Raw genomic sequence first — 19,028 nt, forward strand, 5'->3', positions numbered from 1 at the left:
CTACGATTCGCGCCACGGAGCGGAGCCGGGCGCATGGCGCCGCATTCTACATCACAGGCCGTCCAGGTTTCAGCCTCGGCCTCATTCTTGCCCGGCAATCTGCGTCGGAACCTCCAGTGGATAGCCCTGTGATCTCCTCCCCACTGCGCCGTATCCCCAGCAGTAGACTCTTCCCTCGTAGTCGAGGCCACAGCCGCTTTGGGATCCCAAGCCGATATCGACGAATCGGAGCTGTTCTGAAAGCAGGATTGGAGTCGACTCGTAGCAGAGGAAGATATCGTTCCCGTGGGGGCATGCTTCTTTGCCGAGCTGCGCGAAGGCATTGGAGCCCCAGCACCAAGCCCGAGCATCTTCAGCCAACCCGCAGGAGAATCCGAGCGATCCGAGCGAAACGGCCGTTTTGACGCGGGTGAACACGTGTCCGCCTTCGACAGGAATGGGAACGGAGGACGTCTCGCTCGTGCCGTTTCCAAGCTGCCCGGTAATGTTCGAGCCCCAGCAGTATCCATCGCCCTCGCTGGTCAGCGCACAGGCGTGCCCCAACGAGCCGATCGCTCCGCCAGTCGAGGCGGAGATCTCGACGAACGTTTCGCCACTCTGGACTTCGGTGAGTGCACTCGAGCTCGGCGGAGGACCTTCGTCCACCGGGTCACCGAGCTCCCTTCCCCAACAGTAGGTCCGCTCGTCCAGTGCAATGCCGCAGGTCGTTCCTCCCACTCGTGAAGGCGAGGTCGAAATTTGGTGAAAGAGGAGCTCAGTCTGGACGGGCGTAGGCTCCAAGACGGGGTCGGGAGGCTTGATTCCGAGCTGTCCGCGCAGGTTATTTCCCCAACAGAATGCCCCGCCGACGGGATCCAACGCACAGGTGTAGCCATATCCTGCGGAAACCGAAATAAACCGAAAGCCAAGCGATACAGCGTCGAGCGATAGGTCCCTGGTTCCATTGCCCAGCTGGCCCCAATCGTTGTCGCCGGTGCAAATGGTCTCTCCGGAAGTCGTGATCCCGCATGCATGTGAGTCACTGAAGCTCAGCGACTCGAAGCGATCGGGGGCCAGAAATGGCACGGCGGTTTGGGGTTGAGGCTCTTGACCGTCTGGAGTGGGTAGAGGGGCCCGCCAGAAGTACGCGCGTCCGTCTGCCGTGAGACCGCCTGCGGTATTTCCTCCGACGAACAGCTTCGACATTCGCGGGATTACCACATGGACTTGGACGTGTGTTTCCAGCGGACCAACGGTGGCCGAGATGCTCGTCGTCCCCACCTTTCGTCCAAAGACGGTGCCGTCGTCGAGGACGGCCGCGATCTCCGGATCGCTGGAGTGGAAAGTCGCCTCGCCGACCTCCATCGGAGCTCCGTTCTCGTCCAGCACGGTGGCTCGAAGCCGGTCTTTATCCCCCAGATCTACGTTCAGGGGATTGGGTTTCAGCTCGAGCGAAGTCGAATGGCCGGAGATTCGAATGCGCACCAAAGCTTCGAGCGCTTCGACACGCGCGAACACCGTTACAACTCCTGCCTGGCGTCCTGTGACCATTCCCGTCATCGAGAGAGCGATGAGCTCTGGCGGGCTGGCCTCCCACGTCACGGAAGTGTCGACGATCGGGGCTCCCCATGCGTCGGTTACCCGAGCCACGAGTTGGGCGCCTTCTCCGATGAAGAGCTCGCCTGGAGCGCCCTCGATTCGAATGGATGCCGCGGGCGGCGGCGTCACTTCGACCTGAATCGAGCTACTGACTCCGTCCGAGGTGGCCGTGACGTTGGCCCGGCCGATCGCCTTCGCCGCAACGAGTCCGTCGCTTGAAACGGTTGCGACCTCGGGTGTATCCGAAGTCCATTCGACCTCGCGATCCTCGAGGACGTTTCCGTGTTCGCCTAGAACCGTGGCCTGCAGGCGTCTGCCTTGATGTACGAGTAGGGCGAGGGAATCTGGCTCGATCGTGATGCGAGCCACCTTCTCGACCTCGTCGATCGGAAGGACCAGGATCTGGCTCGTCCCCTCGATGCCATCGGCGCGGACCGAGACGACGACCTCGCCAGGCGAGATCGCTTCGACGAGGCCGTCGGACGAGACCGCCGCGACATCGCTCGAGCTCGACGACCACTCGAGTCCTTCGACCGCGACTTGCAACCCAGACTCGGACCAAGCGGTCGCTCGAAGCTGAGCAACTTCTCCTGGGTGCAGTCGGATGGACTGAGGCTCAACTCTGATCGATGCGGCGACTTCGGGTTCAACTTCAACTGGAGGGGTGACGGGAAGCGATGCTCCGCACGCCAAGCAAAACGCAAGGGTACCCACCATCAGCAGTCTGGTGGGCGTGGCGATAGGCCGTGCCATCGTTTTCTCTCCTCCCGTAGCCCTGTTCGCGGATCAGGTGGCCGCGGTTCGGGTAGAACCGCGGCCATTGTCGTTACCGTAGAGCAATTTTGCAGTGATGGATTCTCGCTTTCGAGGCGGGATGCAGTGGATCTGAATTATCGGAATAGGTCTCGAGGTAGGCGAATCGATCCTGATCGATATCGTATGAATATACCCCGTTGCCTCTGTTTACCTCGCTGACCGAGGCGACGAGATAGGTGAACCCTGTCACAAGATCCGTGAGATAGATGGGGTCAATTCCATCTTCGGCGGGGCACGAGTCCCCGCTATACAGAACGAATCTGCCGGTCGCGTTGAGCCTCGGCTTGTGGTGCGAGAGGCAGGGGCCCGAGACGATCTCTTCCGACGTGGGATCGAAGACCGACCGGTAGGCGATAATCGATTCCCCGCTGCTGGTGATCTTCTCGTAAGCGACGAGGTCGCTGCCTACGCTGGGGCTCTCGAACCTCTCTCCGTCCTCCGGGCTGCCAAAATTCCCTTCCAACCCGAATAGAGGTCGAAAGGCAATCGTACCGTTGAGTTCGTAGGCAACCAATCCGCTGCGAATACTCGGATTTCTCCCAGTAGAAAAGTCGGTGAGGGTTGAATTGCTGAACTGGTACAGCTTCACTTTGTCGTTCGCCGACCAGACTGCGTTGCCTGAATGGAAGGAGGGAGCGGAGAGGCCAGCATTTGGCAAATACTCTGCCAAAATAAACTCGCTATGATTCGTAACGCTCAGCGAAACGACCTTGTAGGGCAAGGTCTGCGAATCGGTCTTCACGGAGTAGATCAGCCTCGATGCGTGAAGAGCGAACCCCAGCGAACCCCCTGGCACTCCGACGAAGGTCGGGGTGCGATCTTGACCCACGACCATCGTTCGCTCGTCGGCGAACCGATTGAACGCGAGATTATTGATGGGGATGCCGAACTCGTCGACGACCTGCGCCACAGCCACTCCGCCCCATTTCCCGCGGGTGGATTCCCATGCGTTACTCTCATCCTCCGTCACACAGCTCGTCGTAGGAAGCGGCGGCGTTGCGTATGCTGTGGCCGCGACGAAGCAAACAGCCAGCACGACCAGCTTCATGATACAAGTTTTCATTGAATCCCCCCGTGTGTGAAGGCCGCCGCCAGCCGCCCCGTACTTCGTTCCGGGCTGGCGTGGGCATTCAGCTCGAACGCTAGCCGGCGTTCAATGTCTTGTCAATCTCGTCGATCCTATATGTAGGGAGCGCTGGAAATTTCCGGGTCAATTGGGGGCGTAGGTGTTCGGCCCTGATCACAGCTGTGCCAGAAAATGGTGAGCGCGCGTGAAGGCACGGCGTAGCCTCCAGCTCAACGCCTCAGATGAGCGGATGCGCTCTTCCCGCTGCCCCTCGATGGGACGCTGGGCGTGAGCTACTGGAGTCCGCTCATCGGTCGCTTCTCGGAGCGCGGGGTTTCGGCCGAGATGGAGCCCAGCCGGCGAAAGAGTGCCCGAGCCAGGTTGGAGCGGGAATACTAACCGGACGAGTGTTGCTCGATCGGAAATAGGCCCTGACGCTCGTCGACCTTCAGCGGTTTCGGAAGGCCGACGCGGCTATCAGGCGACGAGCAGTCCGTCCCACATGTGGCTCTCCCGCTCCAGCACCTGCAGGCCGTCCGCCGGGCAGAGATAGGAGATCATCCGCGCCTTGACCCGGCGCAGATCCTCCCAGCTCGGCTGATCGTAGGTGGACGAGAGCCCGTGGAAGAAGCTGCGGGCCTTGAGCTGGACCATCCGCTGGATCTCGGCCTTGCTGGCGTTGGGCGCGGTGAACCGCATGCCCTTGCGGACCTGGGCCTCGCCATGCTGCGCGAACCAGGTGACGAGCGCGTCACGCACTTCGAGAACGGATGGAGCCCTGCACGCGGCGCGGCGCGCAAGCGATTCGACGATCACGGTGTTCCCCCCGGAGAAACCTTGGAGGGCTAACTACCACACCGACCCACACGTTCAAGCGAGATCATGGGGAGCGACCCGGACGGGGTTCAGCGCTCGACCTTTTGGCCCGCGCCGGGGCCGAGGCGCTCCTTCATCCAGTTGATCAGGCCGCCTTTTCGGAGGATTTCGACCTGTCTCGGCGAGAGGGAGTGGGTCACGAAGAAGGAGCGGCCGTCCGCACGGGCCTGGAGGTGCTTGCCGCTCTCGAGGCCGTCGAGGTCGATCGAGAGGGTGTCGCCCTTGGAGACGGCGTCGTAGTCGCCGGGATCGACGAAGGTGAGGGGAGCGATGCCGAAGTTCACCAGGTTCTGCGAGTGGATGCGGGCGAAGCTCTTGGCAATCACCGCGCGGAGGCCGAGGTAGCGAGGCGCCAGCGCGGCGTGTTCGCGGCTCGAGCCCTGGCCGTAGTTGCTTCCGCCGATCACGACGTGCCCGCCGTCGTCCCGGACCTTCATGGCGCGAGCCGCGTAGGTGGGATCGACCTGTTCGAAGGAGAACTCGCTGATCTTGGGGATGTTGCTCCGGTAGGGCAGGACGCGGGTGCCTGCAGGGAGAATCTCGTCGGTGGTGAGGTCGTCCCCCACCTTGAGGAGCACCGGCACCGAGAGCGAGGCGGGGAGGGGGCCGAGCTCCGGGAGCGATTTGATGTTGGGGCCGCGGACGAGCTCCGCCTTGCGCGCCTCTTCGGGCGGCAGCGGCGGCGTGATCAGCTCCATCCTCCCGAGGCCGTCGTAGGGCTCGCGCACCTTCGGATAGGGAAATTTCAGCGTCCGGGGATCGGTGATCTCGCCTTTGAGGGCGGAGGCGGCAGCGGTCTCGGGGCTCACCAGGTAGACCTGATCCTCCCGGGTCCCGGAGCGGCCGGGGAAGTTGCGGGGCACGGTGCGGAGGCTGATCCGATCGGTGGCCGGCGCCTGGCCCATCCCGATGCAGCCGTTGCACCCCGTCTGGTGCAGGCGCGCTCCGGCGGCGGTCAGGGAGACCAGGTGGCCGTCCGCGATCAACCTCGCGAGGATCTGCCTCGTGGTCGGGTTCACGTCGAAGGAGACCCGGTCGTGGGCGGTGCGGCCTTTCACGATCTCGGCCACCACGGCGAGGTCCCGGTAGCCGGGGTTCGCCGAAGAGCCGATGTAGGCCTGGTAGATCGGCCGGCCAGCCACCTCGCTCACCGGGACCACGTTGCCCGGGCTCGAGGGGAGCGCGGTCAGCGGCTCGAGGCGCGACAGGTCGATCTCTTCCTCCACGTCGTAGCTCGCGCCGGGGTCGGGGAGCAGCTCCGTGTAGTCCTGCTCGCGGCCCTGGCTGCGCAGGTAGCGGCGCACCTCCTCGTCGGCGGGGAAGACAGTGGTGGTGGCGCCCAGTTCGGTGCCCATGTTGGCGAGGACGTGGCGGTCCATCGTCTGGAGCTGGGCGAGGCCGGGGCCGTGGTATTCGAGGATCCGCCCGACGCCGCCGCGCACGCCGTGCCGGCGGAGGAGCTCGAGGATCACGTCCTTGGCGCTCACCCAGTCGGGGAGCTCGCCGACCAGGCGGATCCCCCAGATCTTCGGCATCACCAGGTGGTAGGGCTCGCCGGCCATCGCCATCGCCACCTCGAGTCCGCCGGCGCCCATGGCGAGCATCCCGATCGCGCCCGCGGCGGGCGTGTGGCTGTCGGAGCCGAGGAGGGTCTTGCCCGGCTTGCCGAAGCACTCCTGGTGAACGGGGTGACTCACACCGTTTCCCGGCCGGCTGTAGTAGAGGCCGAAGCGCTGGCAGGCGCTGCGCAGGAAGAGGTGGTCGTCCGCGTTCTTGAAGTCCTCCTGGACGATGTTGTGGTCGACGTATTGGGCGGAGAGCTCGGTGCGCACGCGGTCGAGGCCCATGGCCTCGAGCTCCAGCATCACCAGCGTGCCGGTGGCGTCCTGGGTGAGGGTCTGATCGATGCGCAGCGCGATCTCCTCCCCGGGGACCATCTGGCCTTTCACCAGGTGGCTGCGGATCAGCTTGTGGGAGACGTTGCTCGCGCCCACGCGGGACCTCCGTTCTCGTGGCTCGCGAGGAAGGTAAACACCGCGTCCGGGTGGCCGCGGACGGTCGGGGGACCCTCGCAGGCCGATCCGCTGCTCGAGCATCGGGCGGAGGAGGCGCGGAAGCGGCATACTCCCGCCTGTCGATGAGGCGAGCGGGCCAGGGGCGATCGAGGAAGCGGGTCTGGGCGATCGCCCTGGCGGTATCGCTTTTCGTCCACGTGGGTCTCCTCGTCCTCGCGGGCGTGCGCCGCCAGGCGCCTCGGTCGCCTCCCGAGCGCCCCGTGGAGATCGAGATCGTCCAGGTGGAGCCCACGCCGCCGCCGAAGCCGGAAGGCGGGAAGACGACCTCCGAGCGGGACGAGGACGATGCCGGGAAGCGCGTCGCCTCCGGGCGGCGCGGCGGATCGTTCGCGAAGGGAGGAAGGCCCGGTGGTGGGGCAGGCAATCGCTCCAGCGAAGGCAGCGCGCCGCAGATCGCCGCAGAGGCAGAACCCTCTGGGGGTCGCGAGGGGACGATCGAGGTGGTCGAGCCGGAGGAGCCGCTACCGCTTCGGCGCGACCGGGATCTCGAGCTCTTCCCGCTCCCCACCGCGCCCTCGGAAGGCCAGGAGCCTCCAGGGCAGGTGGTGGCGGTGGAGCCCGAAGGGCGTCGCATCGAAAAGCGCCTCGAGGAGCTCTTCGCGGAGGATCGCGCCGTCGAGACCGCCAAGAATCGCGCCGACCCCTACTGGTTCGACCTCCGCCGGCGCCTGGAGCGCGAGTTCTCCGTTCCTCTCGATCTCGTCGAGGACGGGCCCGGGAACGGGACCCTCGGCCTCCAGGGCGCGATCGACACCTACCGCGCCCAGGCGAAGGCCTACGCGAACTCCGGCAACCCCCATGGAGACGGCCCCCTCGTTCCCGGATCGAGGCGCGGGATGGCCCAGGAACTTCGCGACGAGCTGGCCGAGGGGGTCTTCGGGGAGCCGCTGGCCGAGGCGATCGGCGACCGCTCCCTCTTCTCCCGAGAGCTCGTCACGGTCGTCGAGCTCGAGCAGGCCTCCGACGGTTCGATCCTGGACGTGCGTCTGATCACGAAGAGCGGCAGCCCCGGTCACGACCAGATCGCTCTCGACCACATGAGGACCGACGGTGCCGCCGCGGCGTCCGACCTCGGCGCGCCGCCCGCGCAGGGCAGGCGGACGAGGTGGGCGTTTACCAGCTCGCTGTGGATCGTGCCGCCCCTGCCCATGGTGGGATGCGGCTTCGACGCGCAGTTCATGCCGACGACTTGCGTCTACCCTTTGAAGAAGAACCTGAAACACCGGGTCCGCCTCCTGGCGATCTACGAGCGACCCACGCGGTAGCCGCTGGCTTCCTCCTCGCCTCCCTTTGCGTTACAAACCCGCTCTTCTTCGAGAGCGAGGAGCTTGGGACATGCGTGAGGTCTTCATCTGCGCGGCGGTCCGTTCGCCGATCGGCCGCCTGCGCGGCAGCCTTCAGTCGGTGCGGCCGGACGATCTCGCGGGCCGGGTGATCCGCGGCCTGGTCGATCGGGCGGGGATCGCCCCGGACCGCATCGACGAGGTGATCCTGGGCTGCGCCAACCAGGCGGGCGAGGACAACCGCAACGTCGCCCGGATGGCGCTCCTCCTGGCGGGCCTCCCCCACGAGGTACCCGGCGTCACCGTGAACCGCCTCTGCGCCTCGGGCATGGAGGCCGTCACCCAGGCGGCCCGGATGATCGCCGTTGGCGACGCCGAGTTGGTGGTGGCGGGCGGCGTCGAGTCGATGACCCGCGCGCCGTGGGCGATGCCCAAGCCGGAGAACGGATACCCGACCGGGGGTGCACAGCTCTTCGACACGTCGCTGGGCTGGCGCTTCCCGAACCCCCGCATGGAGGCCCTCTTCCCCCTGGAGCAGATGGGGGAGACCGCCGAGAACGTCGCCGAGCGCTACGGGATCTCCCGGGAGGATCAGGACGCCTTCGCGCTGCGCTCGCACCAGAGGGCGGTGGCCGCCTGGGAGTCGGGGCGTTTCCGCGACGAGCTCCTGCCCATCGAGGTGCCGCAGAAGAAGGGCGAGGCCCTGGTGGTGGACCGCGACGAGGGGCCTCGGCCCGACACTACCCTCGAGAAGCTCGCGGCGCTGAAGCCCGCCTTCCGCAAGGGCGGCACCGTCACCGCCGGCAACTCCTCCACGCTCAACGACGGCGCCTCGGCGCTCTTGCTCGCATCTCCCGAGGCCGCAAAGGCGCACGGGCTCACGCCCGTGGCGCGCTTCGTGGGCGGGGCCAGCGCCGGCGTCGATCCTCGCTACATGGGCATCGGCCCGGTGCCCGCCACCCGCAAGCTCCTCGCCCGCGTCGGCCTGGAGGTGGGCGCCCTCGACCTCGTGGAGCTCAACGAAGCCTTCGCCGCTCAGGGCCTCGCCTGCATGCGGGAGCTCGGCCTCTCCGAGGAGAAGGTGAACGTGAACGGTGGCGCCATCGCCCTGGGGCACCCGCTGGGCTCCTCCGGCGCACGAATCCTCGCCACCCTCGTCCACGAGCTGCGCCGCCGCGGCGGCCGCTACGGCCTCGCCACCATGTGCGTGGGCGTGGGCCAGGGCGCGGCCGCTCTCGTCGAGCGCGTCTGAAGCAGGCCCGCTCCGCGGTGGCGGGGGCGGGGCCGTTGGGGTAAGAGGCAAGGCCCAACGGCGCCTCGGGGCGCCTATCGGAGGATGACGATGGCGCTCAAGCTCCAGCACGCGAAGTTGCCCGCAGGGAAGCTGCTCGTCGGCGGCCGGTTCGTCGACGGCCGCTCGGAGACGAAGGTCGAGGTGGTCTACCCGGGCACGGGCGAGCAGGTGGCGGCCTTCCAGGGCGCCTCGGCCGAGGACGTCGACGCCGCGGTGAAGATCGCCCGGCAGGCCCTGACCCAGGGCCCCTGGACGACGAAGATCGCGCCCGCGGAGCGCGCCCGGATCCTGTGGCGGCTCTCCGAGCTCATGCTCGAGCACGCCAACGAGCTCGCCGAGCTGGAGACCGTCGACACCGGAAAGCCCATCGGCGAGACCACCGGCATCGAGGTCCCGCTCTCCGCCGAGATCTTCCAGTACTTCGCGGGCTGGTGCACCAAGATCCACGGCGAGACCATCCCGTCGCGCCCGGGTCTGATGAACTTCACGCTGCGCGAGCCGGTTGGCGTCGTCGGCGTGATCACGCCCTGGAACTTCCCGCTCCTCATGTCCACGTGGAAGCTCGCCGCCGCCCTGGCGTGCGGCAACGTGGTGATCCACAAGCCGTCGGAGCTCACGCCGCTCACCGCCCTGCGCATGGCAGAGCTCGCCCTCGAGGCGGGGCTGCCGGAGGGCGTGCTCCAGGTGCTCCCCGGCACCGGCCCCGAGGCCGGCGAGGCCATGGTGAAGCACCCCGGGATCGACAAGATCTCCTTCACCGGCTCCACCGCCGTCGGCCAGCGGATCATGCGGGAGGGCGCCTCCACCATGAAGCGCCTGACGCTCGAGCTCGGCGGCAAGAACCCCAACGTCGTCTTCGCCGACGCCGACCTCGACGCCGCCGTGAAGGGCGCGGTGAACGCGATCTTCTACAACAAGGGCGAGGTCTGCTCGGCCGGCTCGCGGCTCCTGGTGGAGCGCAGCATCAAGGACGAGTTCGTCGAGAAGGTCGCCGCCAGGGCCGAGAGGCTCATGGCCTCCCAGGGCGATCCCCTGTCAACCAAGACCCGCCTCGGTCCGCAGGTCTCCCAGGCGCACATGGAGAAGATCCTCGGCTACATCGAGAAGGGCCAGGCCGAGGGCGCCCGCCTCGTCTTCGGCGGCGCGCGGAACACCGACGCCGGCAAGGGCTTCTTCGTGAAGCCCACGATCTTCGACGGCGTCACCAGCGAGATGACCATCGCCCGCGAGGAGATCTTCGGGCCGGTCGTGGCGACGATGGCCTTCGACTCGGTCGAGGAGGCCGCCGCCATCGGCAACGCCAGTGACTACGGCCTCGCCGCCGGCGTCTGGACCCGCGACGTGAAGAAGGCCCTGCGCACCGCCAAGGCGCTCAAGGCCGGCACCGTCTGGGTGAACGCCTACAACCTCTTCGACGCCGCGATGCCCTTCGGCGGCTTCAAGTCCTCGGGCTTCGGCAGGGAGCTCGGCGCCCACGCGATCGAGAGCTACACGGAGCTGAAGACGGTGTGGGTCGATCTCACCTGAGGTGATGCAATGAGCAACCGCGACTGGACCCAGCCTTCCGAAGATGCCCTCGTCACCTACCGTGCCGAGGGCGGCGTCGCCGTGATCACGCTGCAGGATCCGCCGGCGAACGCGTACTCGTATGCGATGTTCCGCCAGCTCGACGACGCGATCCTCCGGGCGCGTTTCGACCCCGAGGTGCACGTCCTCGTGCTCACCGGGGCGGGCGAGAAGATGTTCTGCGCCGGCGCGAACATCGAGATGCTCAAGTCGGTCGATCCGTATTTCAAATACAACTTCTGCCTCCACGCCAACGAGACGCTCAACCGCCTGGAGCAGACGTCCAAGCTCGTGATCGCGGCGCTCAACGGGCACTGCGTGGGCGGCGGCCTCGAGATCGCCATGGCGGCAGACCTGCGCATCGCCAAGGCCGGCGGCGGCAAGATCGGCCTGCCCGAGGTGGCGCTCGGCGTGCTCCCCGGCACCGGCGGCACCCAGCGCCTCTCGCGGCTCGTGGGCAAGTCCAAGGCCATCGAGTGGATGATCGAGGGCCTCAGCTTCACCTTCGAGCAGGCCCGCGACGAGGGCCTGGTGAACAAGCTCATCGAGGCGACCGACGCCGCCTCCTTCCTTGCCGGTGTGATCGACTACGCCAGGCGCTTCGTTCCGCCGGCTCGCGCATCCAAGGCGGTGGGCGGCATCAAGCGCGCCGTCCAGTCCGGCCTGGAGATGAGCTTCGAGAGCGGCCTCGCCCTCGAGCGGGAGTTGCAGCAGCAGCTCTTCCAGAGCGAGGACGCCAAGGAGGGCTTCCAGGCCTTCCTGGAGAAGCGGCCGCCGGCGTTCCGCGGGCGGTAGCGGGCACATCGCGCTCTACGAGAAACGAGGAGTCACATGGAGATCGTCGACCCGCCCAAGAGGGCCAGCGAGTCGGTCACGGAGATGACCGAGATCGTCCTTCCTTCGGACGGCAACGCCCTGGGTACCGCCTTCGGCGGCAGGGTGATGCAGTGGATCGACGTGTGCGCGGCGATCTCCTCGATGCGCCACTGCCGCAAGGTCGTGGTCACCGCGTCGATGGACGAGCTCCACTTCCACGCGCCGATCAAGGTCGGCGAGGTGGCCCACCTGCGCAGCCGGGTGAACGCCGCGTTCCGGCATTCACTCGAAGTAGGCGTCGAGGTCTACAGCGAGGAGCCCATCTCCGGCGAGAGGCGCCACACCTGCTCGGCGCTCCTCACCTTCACGGCCCTCGACGCGGATGGGAGACCCGCCACCGTTCCGCCGCTCCTCGCGGAGACCCAGGAGGACCGCGACGCGCAGAAGGCGGCCGCCGATCGCCGCGAGAAGCGCCTCGCGAACCGCAAGCGGACGGCGCCGCCGGCCTGAGCGGCAGCTGCATCCACGCCGTCTTTTTCGGCGGTGATTCATGCTGGGCTCCCGGCGCCTCCGTCGCAGGAGGCGCCGATCGCTCGCGACCTAATCGAGAGCGGCGTCGAGCTCGAACTCCAGATTTCCCTTGAGGGCCTTCGAGACCGGGCAGCCGTCCTTCGTGGCGAGGGCAAGGCGCTTGAACAGGCCTTCGTCCACGCCGGGCACGTTTCCGCGGGTGACGAGCTTCATCTTCGTGATCTGGTAGCCGCCTCCCTTCTCCTCGATGGTGCAGGCCGCCTCGGTCCGGATGCGGGTGGGCGGCTTGCCTTCCTTCTCCAGGGCGAAGGCCAGGGCCATGCTGAAGCACGCCGCCTCTGCCGCCGCGAGGAGCTCCTCGGGGTTCGTGCCTGGATCGCTCCCGAAGCGGGTCCCGTAGGAGTAGGGGGCGTCGATCGCGCCGCTGGCGCCTCGGAACGATCCCTCCCCTGCCTTCAGCCCGCCTTCCCAGGTCGCACTCGCCTTCCTCGTCGGCATCTTCGTTCTCCTCGTGGGATGACCGCCCTCGACCGGACGAGCGGAGATCGACGTTCGCTGGAGAGGGACACCGCGGCAAGGGAACGTTTGGGGGCTCCTTGGCTATCGGGCGAGCTTCCGAACTTCGCTCGGTAGGGGGGCGCGCTTGCCGCACAAATTGAAAGTTGGATCCCCGCGGACGCGAGAATTGCTGGCGCTTGCCCCTCTTGATCGGTCTTGCCGCTCGAAATCGGTCTTGGTGGCACTCAAGATCACGACGATCGCTGGCTCCCACATCGGAGCCAAGTGGACGATTGAGTCCAGTACTGAATAGATTTTGCCATTTTCTTGGCGGCTCTCCCTCCTTGGCTTGACGATGCGCTAACGCCCCATTACGGTCAGCGACGCAACTTCACACCTGCAGGAGGAGGGACCATGCGAGCTACACTCTGTGGTTTGTTGGGATGTGGTTTGGTTGCAGTGGGGGCAGGGACGATGGTCGCGTGCGGGAGCGACTCGTCCACGGGAGATGAGCCGGTCGGGACGAGCACAAGTGGCCTGACGCTCGACAAACACAGGTCGTTGGCGGTTACCGACGAAGACATCGTGAAGCGGTTCGAGCTGAAGGATGTACTCCAGCAGATCATCTCGACCGCCGGGCCGCTCGCAACCCCCATCACGCCGAAAGACCTGTTCCAGCAGTGGTGGGACACGGCCAACCTGAAGCCGGGCCTGGGGAGGGGGCCGCATTGCGACGACAACGGTGCGCCCGTGGGCGGGAGCTCCAAGTTCAACAACTTCGACTACGAATGCCCGCGTGGAGAAGGAGGAGAAGCCAGAGTCGATCCGTTCAACGGGCCGCTCTACAAGGCCATCGGACTCTTCAATCGCTTCGATCTGGCTCCCGAGGACGGCTCGAACTGCGGTGAGTACCGGATCGTCTTCGCAAGGGATTCGGGCAGAAGGAACCTCCTGATTTTCGAGGCCGTGCTCCCCAACCCGGACCGAAAGCGGGGTTTGGAGGGCTGCCGCCCCGTGGTCGAGTTCTGGGCCAAACTCAGTGACACTTCCCTCTCCAACGCAGAGAGGGGCGACATGCTGAAGAAGTTCTACTTCGACGGTCTCTCCGGTTTCGAGCCTGTCGTCCACGCCTCCCACTATGGGGCCCAGCTTTTCGCCAGCAACTACGGTTCCGCCGCCGGTGGGCAGATCCGGACCAATCAGTTCATGGAAGGAAACTGGAATCTCAGGGAGTTCCGGCTCTTGAAGGACTGCCGTTGCGACTCGTGCAACCTCGCGATCGTGCCTGCCACCGACAAGACCAATCCGGAAGGGTTTCTCTTCAATAGCCAGTCGACCGACTGGAGGGTCCCGGGTTTCCAAAACAATCTCGTTGCTGATCTGCCCTCGTTGTCGAACCCGAACATCAACGAGTTCGGATACGAGGTCAAAGATGTCCACAACAGCGGTCAGAGCGTCCCGCAGACCCGTCAGCACGACTACAACTTCCATGCGGATACCGCGTTCCGAAACCGGATCGCCACCGCCGTTAGCGCGAGCGGCCTGACTGCCCAGCACATCATCAACCGTGCGCAGGCCTTGTCTTGCGCCGGATGCCACGAGCTCTCCAACGGGAAGGCGATCGATCGCGATCACACGTGGCCCAGATCCCTAGGGTTTACCCACATCGATGAGAACCTTCGCGGAGGGTCTCGCTATCCGCTCTCCGACGCCTTGGAGAACGTCTTCCTCCCATACCGTCTCGAGAAGATGGAAGAGTTCCTGAGCACCCTCCACGAGGCCCCCCGCGAGCTTCGTAACCTGGAGCCCCGCCGTCTTCCGGAGCGTCTCATTCCGTCCAACGAAGACTGCGCCATGACGATCAAGATCCGCGATTTCCTTCTGATCAGGAAGGTCTGGCCGTGGGAGGAGGTCGAGAAGCTCAAGATTGATCTGGGGCCTCGAATCAACATCCGTCCGACCCACTAGTTCTCATTGGAGCGGGGTTGCGGCTTGACCGTCGCAGCCCTGCTCCATGAGGAGCCAAGCCGGGTCGCCAGAGCAATCACCCAGGAGTTTCGAAATGAGTGGATGGATGGCTAGACTTTGCGCCGTTGTCTTCACCATTGCTGCCGCTGGCGCGTGCGGCGGCGCAAAGACTCCCGATGGCCAGAGTGGCTCAGGCGGACACGCTGGAGCGGACAATGGCGGTGGTGGCTCCGCAGGCTCGTCGGGCTCTGGCGGAACTGGGGGAACGGCAGGCCAGGGGGCTCAGGGGGGACCGGAGGAAGCAGCGGAACTGGAGGTACCGGAGGAACCGCAGGCTCGGGAGGCTCCGGCACAGGCGGAAGTGGCGGGGAGCACGGCTCCGGGACCTGCGACGATCCGTTCGACTTCAACCTCCTCGCCGGTTCAGGAGAAAGGACCTCGGTCAGCTTGGAGGGAGATTATCCAGGGGGAACCGGAAGCCTGTCGGGAACCTGCGGAGGATCCGGACGAGCCGTCGTCTATCGGTATCTGCCCCCCGATGCGGGGACACTGAAGACTGCCCTCATGTCGGTCTCCAGTCACCTCGTTCTCTTCACGCGAGCGACGTGTGACGATCCTTCGACCGAGCTGTCGTGCACCGAGCCGTCCAATACCGGGAGTACCCTGAGGGATGTCCAGCCGAATGTCCCAATTTACTTGATTGTCGGTGGACCAGAGTCCGTCAGCAACGGTTGGTTCCAGCTCTTCGTGTCGTTCGACCCCTATCAGAAGGTGGGAGAGAACTGTACGTTCACCGGCAATAAATGTGCACCGGGACTTTGGTGCGATCGCGATAATACCAGGACCTGCGTCGTCAATGTGCCGCCGGTTCTCGAGAGGGCGACCGTCCTTCGCGGAGGTACAAGCGAAACCGACTTGATCGTTGGAGTCAACGCTACCGACGAGTACCAGCACATCAGTGCGGTCGAGCTTCAGGCTCGTGATAGCGACGGTGAGGCTGTCGTCGCATTTGGTTTTGAAGATGAGCCGGAGATTTTGAGGTTCGATACCTGGGGATTCGGGTTCGATGAAAAGAGGCTCTCTGAGAACAGATTCAGCGGTCTCGTCCACATCCCTGATTTCTTTGCCCGCACGCCAAGCGTGAGCGAGCTTCGCGTGACCATGCTCGACCATGCAAAGGGCCGTTCCAATTCCTTGACGATCGGCATTGAAACTCAGCCGGTGATGCTCGAGAACGAAGAGTGTGACCCGGATTGGCATTCCAATCGCTGCGCGGGCAATCTCGTCTGTGTTCGAAGCGGTAATACGGGCCGGTGTTCTCAGCCCTGATTGCCTTCTCGTGCAGTTGGCGGGCGGAGGTTGGGTAGAGGAACCTCTGTCTTTGGCCTTCCGACCGACTGGCGGAAGGCTATTGTCGGATCTCGACGCCTTGGGTTACCGTAGCCGATCCTCTCGATTCTTGTACCGGAGCTCCAGATGCGTTTCTCGGTTCGAGTCGTCCTTGTGCAATTCGTCTTCGTTGTCGCGCTGGGATGCGGAGGCTCCGGGGGAGGCGGTTCCGGGGGCGAGGGCGGCACTGTAGGCACAGGTGGTACGGGTGGTGGGAGCGGGGCCGATGGCGGAGGGCCCGGTACCGGCGGTTCCGCTGGTACGGGTGAACCGGGTCCCGAATACGTCGAACCGAAGAGCGAGCTCGCATTCGTCCGGATCCCCGGCGGGACGTTTATGCAGGGGTGCGCGACGGGAGACGCGGATTGTTTCGACTATGAGAAGCCGCCCCAGTTGATGGAGGTAGGGGCCTTCTCGATGGGCAAGACGCAGGTCACGGTCGTGGCATTCTCGAGATGTGTCGAGTCCGGCGTTTGCAAGGGGCAGGACGTCGGTACCTCTCCAATGTGCAATTGGAAGGCGTCAGGTTCCACTGGTAGAGAGAAGCATCCAGTGAATTGCGTCGATTTCAACACTGCCACGGCCTTCTGCGGGTGGATCGGCGGGAGGCTCCCTACTGCGACCGAGTGGGAGTATGCCGCCAAGAGCGGGGAGGATGTGATCTACCCCTGGGGTAACGAGCAACCCAGCTCTTCCCTCGCGAACTATGCCGGTGGGGGAACGACCCCTGTGGACCGTTTTCCTGCCGGCGCTACGAAGTGGGGCCTTTTCGACATGGCTGGAAATGTCGCGGAGTGGACGTCGAGTGACTTCCGCCCTTCGGAATTCGTACCCTGGGCGAAGGAGATGCGGGGAGGAAGTTGGAGCGCCACTCCAAGCGGCTTGCGGGCGTCAGGTCGCGGAACGGGCGATCCGCAGGATCGGCAAACCGTCTCCGGGTTTCGTTGCGTCCGGTAGTCCTGGGAGGGCCGCGATCGGCTGCCGAGCATTTAACGAGCACCGACCATTTGGCGGACATTTGACTGTTGGCCGCCTCCCCGGAGATCATCACGCTGAAGGGTGCCGCACCGGAGGGCTGCGAGCCTCCCAACGCGAGAGCCATGCCGGAAGCACATCAGATCCAGGGTCGTCAGGACGGCGCCGCCGACCGGTGGATCGGGCGCGTCGTCGCCGACCGCTACCACGTCGCCGCCAAGCTCGGGAGCGGCGGATTTGGTCGGGTCTATCGGGCCATCGACCTCCGGGGCGACGTCTCCGTGGCGCTCAAGCTCATCGCGGCGCCCTTCTCCGACGCGGAGGAGGCGGCGTTTGCGGCTCGATTCGCCCAGGAACACGCGGCGATCGCCGGGCTCGATCATCCCCACGTCGTACGCCTGCTGGATCACGGCAGGGCGGAGCCGGGCACCTTCTTCGTCGCGATGGAGCACCTGGAGGGCCCGACGCTGGATGAGGTGATCCGCGCGGGCGGGGCGATGGAGGCCGAGAGGGTCGTCCGGATCTCGATTCAGCTCGCGAAGGCGATCGGCGCTGCCCATGACCACGGCCTGGTCCACCGCGACCTCAAGCCGGCGAACGTGGTGCTCGTGCAGAGGCCCGGCGAGCCGGATTTCGTGAAGCTCCTCGACTTCGGTCTCGCGGGGCGGTCCGACATCGGCTCGTCAGGAGGAGACGGTACCTTCGGTGGCTCGCCGACCTACGTGGCGCCCGGCCAGGCCCGGGGCGAAGGGCCGGATCCGCGCGACGACGTCTACAGCCTGGGCGTGATCGTCTACGAGCTCACCTGCGGCAGGCCTCCCTTCTCCGGAGACTCGCCGATCTCGGTGGTCCTCCGGCACCTCGATGAGGCGCCGAAGCGGCCGCGGATGATCGACCGGGAGATCCCGGCGCCTCTCGAGGCGGCGATCCTCCGGGCCCTCGCGAAGGAGCGCGAAGAGCGCTTCCAGACGATGCGCGAGTGGATCGAGGCCCTCGACGACATCCGCGAGCGGACGACCCAGGTTCCAATCGCTCCGCGTCGGAGCAAGGTGCGCTGGCGAGGCCGAGCGTCGGCCCGCCTCGCGCGGACGCTGCTGATGCTCGTGTCCGTGGTGCTGACGGGACTTGCGGCCGCGAGAGCGTGCACGCCTCTCGAGCCCTGAGCTTCTTTCGCTACGAAGCCGGAAGCGGTCGGTGCATCAAGGCGCGTCCGGGCTCACGAGGAGGATGGTGCCGCGGCTCGAGGCGACGAGGAAGCGGCCGCCGGAGTGGGTGACCGCGACCGTCTCGTAGAGCCGATCGTCTTTGCGCACAGAGTGAAAGCTGCGGGTGCCGTCGGTGGTGAGCCACGCCGTGCCCTCCTCGCGGGCGACGACGAGGCCGGTGGTGGGGCCCATGAAGTCGACGAGCGTTTCACCCGTCGTGTCGAAGACGTGCTCCCATTCGGCGCCGTCGTCCCGAGAGACGTAGAGAGCGGACGCCGGGCGAGCCGGCTTTCCCGGCCCAGGGAGGCGATCGGCCCAGCGATCGATCGCCACCTGGAGGCCGCCGAAGTCCGCGCCGAAGCGGCCTGCGTGGGGGAGGCGCACGAAGGGCCTGCCGCCGGAGCCGGTCGCTTCTCGGGGGACGATCGAACGCCACGCCCGGGCGTCCACGGACGCGAAGGTGATCAGCTCGCCGTTCGGCTGGATCAGCAGGCGATCGCCGCGGAAGCCCGCCGACGTTGCCAGCATTTCGAGCGAGCCCTCCGCTGCCAAGGCGAGCAGCTCGGTCTTCACGACCTGTGGGAGGCGGAGGGGGTCCTCCGGGGCATCGAAGCGGTGGGCTAGGAGGAAGAGGCGGCCGTCCCGCTGAGACGCGTCGACGATGGCGGGCTCGCCCGGGACTTCGGCGCGCAGTGAGGCGGCGCCGTTTTCCGCGACGGAGAAGATCCTCCCGTCGTCCGTGGCGATCAGGAGGATTCCCTCGCTCCCCCGCAGGGCGCCCACGGCGCGGGCCGGGAGCTCGGCGCGCAGGGGCCAGGACTTGCCGCCATCCTTGGAGCACGTGATCCGAGGCCCGTCGAAGGAGCAGGCGTCGGTCTCCCCGAAAGAGACCAGCCGCTCGATCCGCCCGAGCCCGGATTCGACCGCGTCCGGATCCCGCGTAGGCGCCTCCTGCGCGTCGACTCGAACGGGGGAGGTCCCGAGGGCTTGGCCGCAGGCCTGCCCAAGGCGTAGGCGAGGAGGGCCCCGAGCACCGCCGCGAGCGCACACGCCAGCAGGAGGGTCCACGAGAACCGCTTGCCGGGGTGTGCT

At 66.0% G+C, this 19,028-nt stretch carries 15 protein-coding genes; 9 read left to right on the plus strand and 6 right to left on the minus strand.

From position 1 onward, the window contains the following. Nucleotides 1-81 precede the first annotated feature (81 nt). The 4 genes from AKJ08_RS18295 to AKJ08_RS02215 all read right to left on the minus strand — a co-directional run bounded on the left by AKJ08_RS18295 (nt 82) and on the right by AKJ08_RS02215 (nt 6,330). Nucleotides 82-2,331, minus strand: coding sequence for an Ig-like domain-containing protein (locus AKJ08_RS18295; protein WP_082342571.1), 2,250 nt, complete (start codon nt 2,329-2,331; stop codon nt 82-84). A gap of 73 nt (nt 2,332-2,404) precedes the next feature. After that, nucleotides 2,405-3,442: a hypothetical protein gene (locus tag AKJ08_RS02205; protein ID WP_157370416.1), complete on the minus strand. Its 1,038-nt coding sequence runs from the start codon at nt 3,440-3,442 to the stop codon at nt 2,405-2,407. A gap of 495 nt (nt 3,443-3,937) precedes the next feature. Beyond that, nucleotides 3,938-4,219, minus strand: a complete 282-nt coding sequence (locus AKJ08_RS02210; protein ID WP_050724567.1) for a hypothetical protein — start codon at nt 4,217-4,219, stop codon at nt 3,938-3,940. Between the two features lie 146 nt (nt 4,220-4,365). Next, nucleotides 4,366-6,330, minus strand: coding sequence for an aconitate hydratase (locus tag AKJ08_RS02215; RefSeq protein WP_205624758.1), 1,965 nt, complete (start codon nt 6,328-6,330; stop codon nt 4,366-4,368). Between the two features lie 218 nt (nt 6,331-6,548). On the opposite strand from AKJ08_RS02215, the gene AKJ08_RS02220 reads away from it, so the two are divergent. From AKJ08_RS02220 to AKJ08_RS02240, 5 genes are all read left to right on the plus strand, one after another. Then, entirely contained in the window at nt 6,549-7,676 is a 1,128-nt protein-coding gene (locus AKJ08_RS02220) for a hypothetical protein (RefSeq protein ID WP_157370417.1), read from the plus strand. A 70-nt stretch (nt 7,677-7,746) separates the two neighbouring features. Continuing rightward, nucleotides 7,747-8,946: a thiolase family protein gene (locus AKJ08_RS02225; protein WP_050724569.1), complete on the plus strand. Its 1,200-nt coding sequence runs from the start codon at nt 7,747-7,749 to the stop codon at nt 8,944-8,946. 90 nt (nt 8,947-9,036) lie between these two features. Next, on the plus strand, nt 9,037-10,515 hold the full coding sequence (locus AKJ08_RS02230) for an aldehyde dehydrogenase family protein (RefSeq protein ID WP_205624759.1): 1,479 nt from the start codon (nt 9,037-9,039) through the stop codon (nt 10,513-10,515). 9 nt (nt 10,516-10,524) lie between these two features. Next, a complete protein-coding gene (locus AKJ08_RS02235; RefSeq protein ID WP_050724571.1) occupies nt 10,525-11,349 on the plus strand; it encodes an enoyl-CoA hydratase/isomerase family protein in 825 nt (274 codons plus the stop codon). A gap of 36 nt (nt 11,350-11,385) precedes the next feature. Then, the gene (locus AKJ08_RS02240) at nt 11,386-11,880 is read left to right on the plus strand and encodes an acyl-CoA thioesterase (protein ID WP_050724572.1); all 495 of its coding nucleotides are present in this window, start codon (nt 11,386-11,388) and stop codon (nt 11,878-11,880) included. 90 nt (nt 11,881-11,970) lie between these two features. On the opposite strand, the gene AKJ08_RS02245 is transcribed toward AKJ08_RS02240, so the two are convergent. Continuing rightward, nucleotides 11,971-12,399, minus strand: coding sequence for an OsmC family peroxiredoxin (locus AKJ08_RS02245; protein WP_050724573.1), 429 nt, complete (start codon nt 12,397-12,399; stop codon nt 11,971-11,973). A gap of 585 nt (nt 12,400-12,984) precedes the next feature. Here AKJ08_RS02245 and AKJ08_RS02250 point away from each other — a divergent pair. The 4 genes from AKJ08_RS02250 to AKJ08_RS02260 all read left to right on the plus strand — a co-directional run bounded on the left by AKJ08_RS02250 (nt 12,985) and on the right by AKJ08_RS02260 (nt 17,894). After that, nucleotides 12,985-14,367 carry a hypothetical protein gene (locus AKJ08_RS02250; RefSeq protein ID WP_157370418.1) on the plus strand — a complete coding sequence of 461 codons (1,383 nt, stop codon included), beginning with the start codon at nt 12,985-12,987 and terminating at the stop codon, nt 14,365-14,367. A gap of 564 nt (nt 14,368-14,931) precedes the next feature. Then, nucleotides 14,932-15,696 (plus strand): hypothetical protein, encoded by a 765-nt coding sequence (locus tag AKJ08_RS19025; protein WP_157370419.1) that lies wholly within the window; start codon nt 14,932-14,934, stop codon nt 15,694-15,696. Between the two features lie 147 nt (nt 15,697-15,843). Continuing rightward, nucleotides 15,844-16,713 carry a formylglycine-generating enzyme family protein gene (locus tag AKJ08_RS20805; RefSeq protein WP_157370420.1) on the plus strand — a complete coding sequence of 290 codons (870 nt, stop codon included), beginning with the start codon at nt 15,844-15,846 and terminating at the stop codon, nt 16,711-16,713. A 143-nt stretch (nt 16,714-16,856) separates the two neighbouring features. Continuing rightward, nucleotides 16,857-17,894 carry a serine/threonine-protein kinase gene (locus AKJ08_RS02260; protein WP_157370421.1) on the plus strand — a complete coding sequence of 346 codons (1,038 nt, stop codon included), beginning with the start codon at nt 16,857-16,859 and terminating at the stop codon, nt 17,892-17,894. A gap of 36 nt (nt 17,895-17,930) precedes the next feature. On the opposite strand, the gene AKJ08_RS02265 is transcribed toward AKJ08_RS02260, so the two are convergent. Next, entirely contained in the window at nt 17,931-19,004 is a 1,074-nt protein-coding gene (locus tag AKJ08_RS02265; protein WP_157370422.1) for a beta propeller repeat protein, read from the minus strand. Between the last annotated feature and the right edge of the window lie 24 nt (nt 19,005-19,028).

The sequence above is a fragment of the Vulgatibacter incomptus genome (assembly GCF_001263175.1).
Classification (GTDB): domain Bacteria; phylum Myxococcota; class Myxococcia; order Myxococcales; family Vulgatibacteraceae; genus Vulgatibacter; species Vulgatibacter incomptus.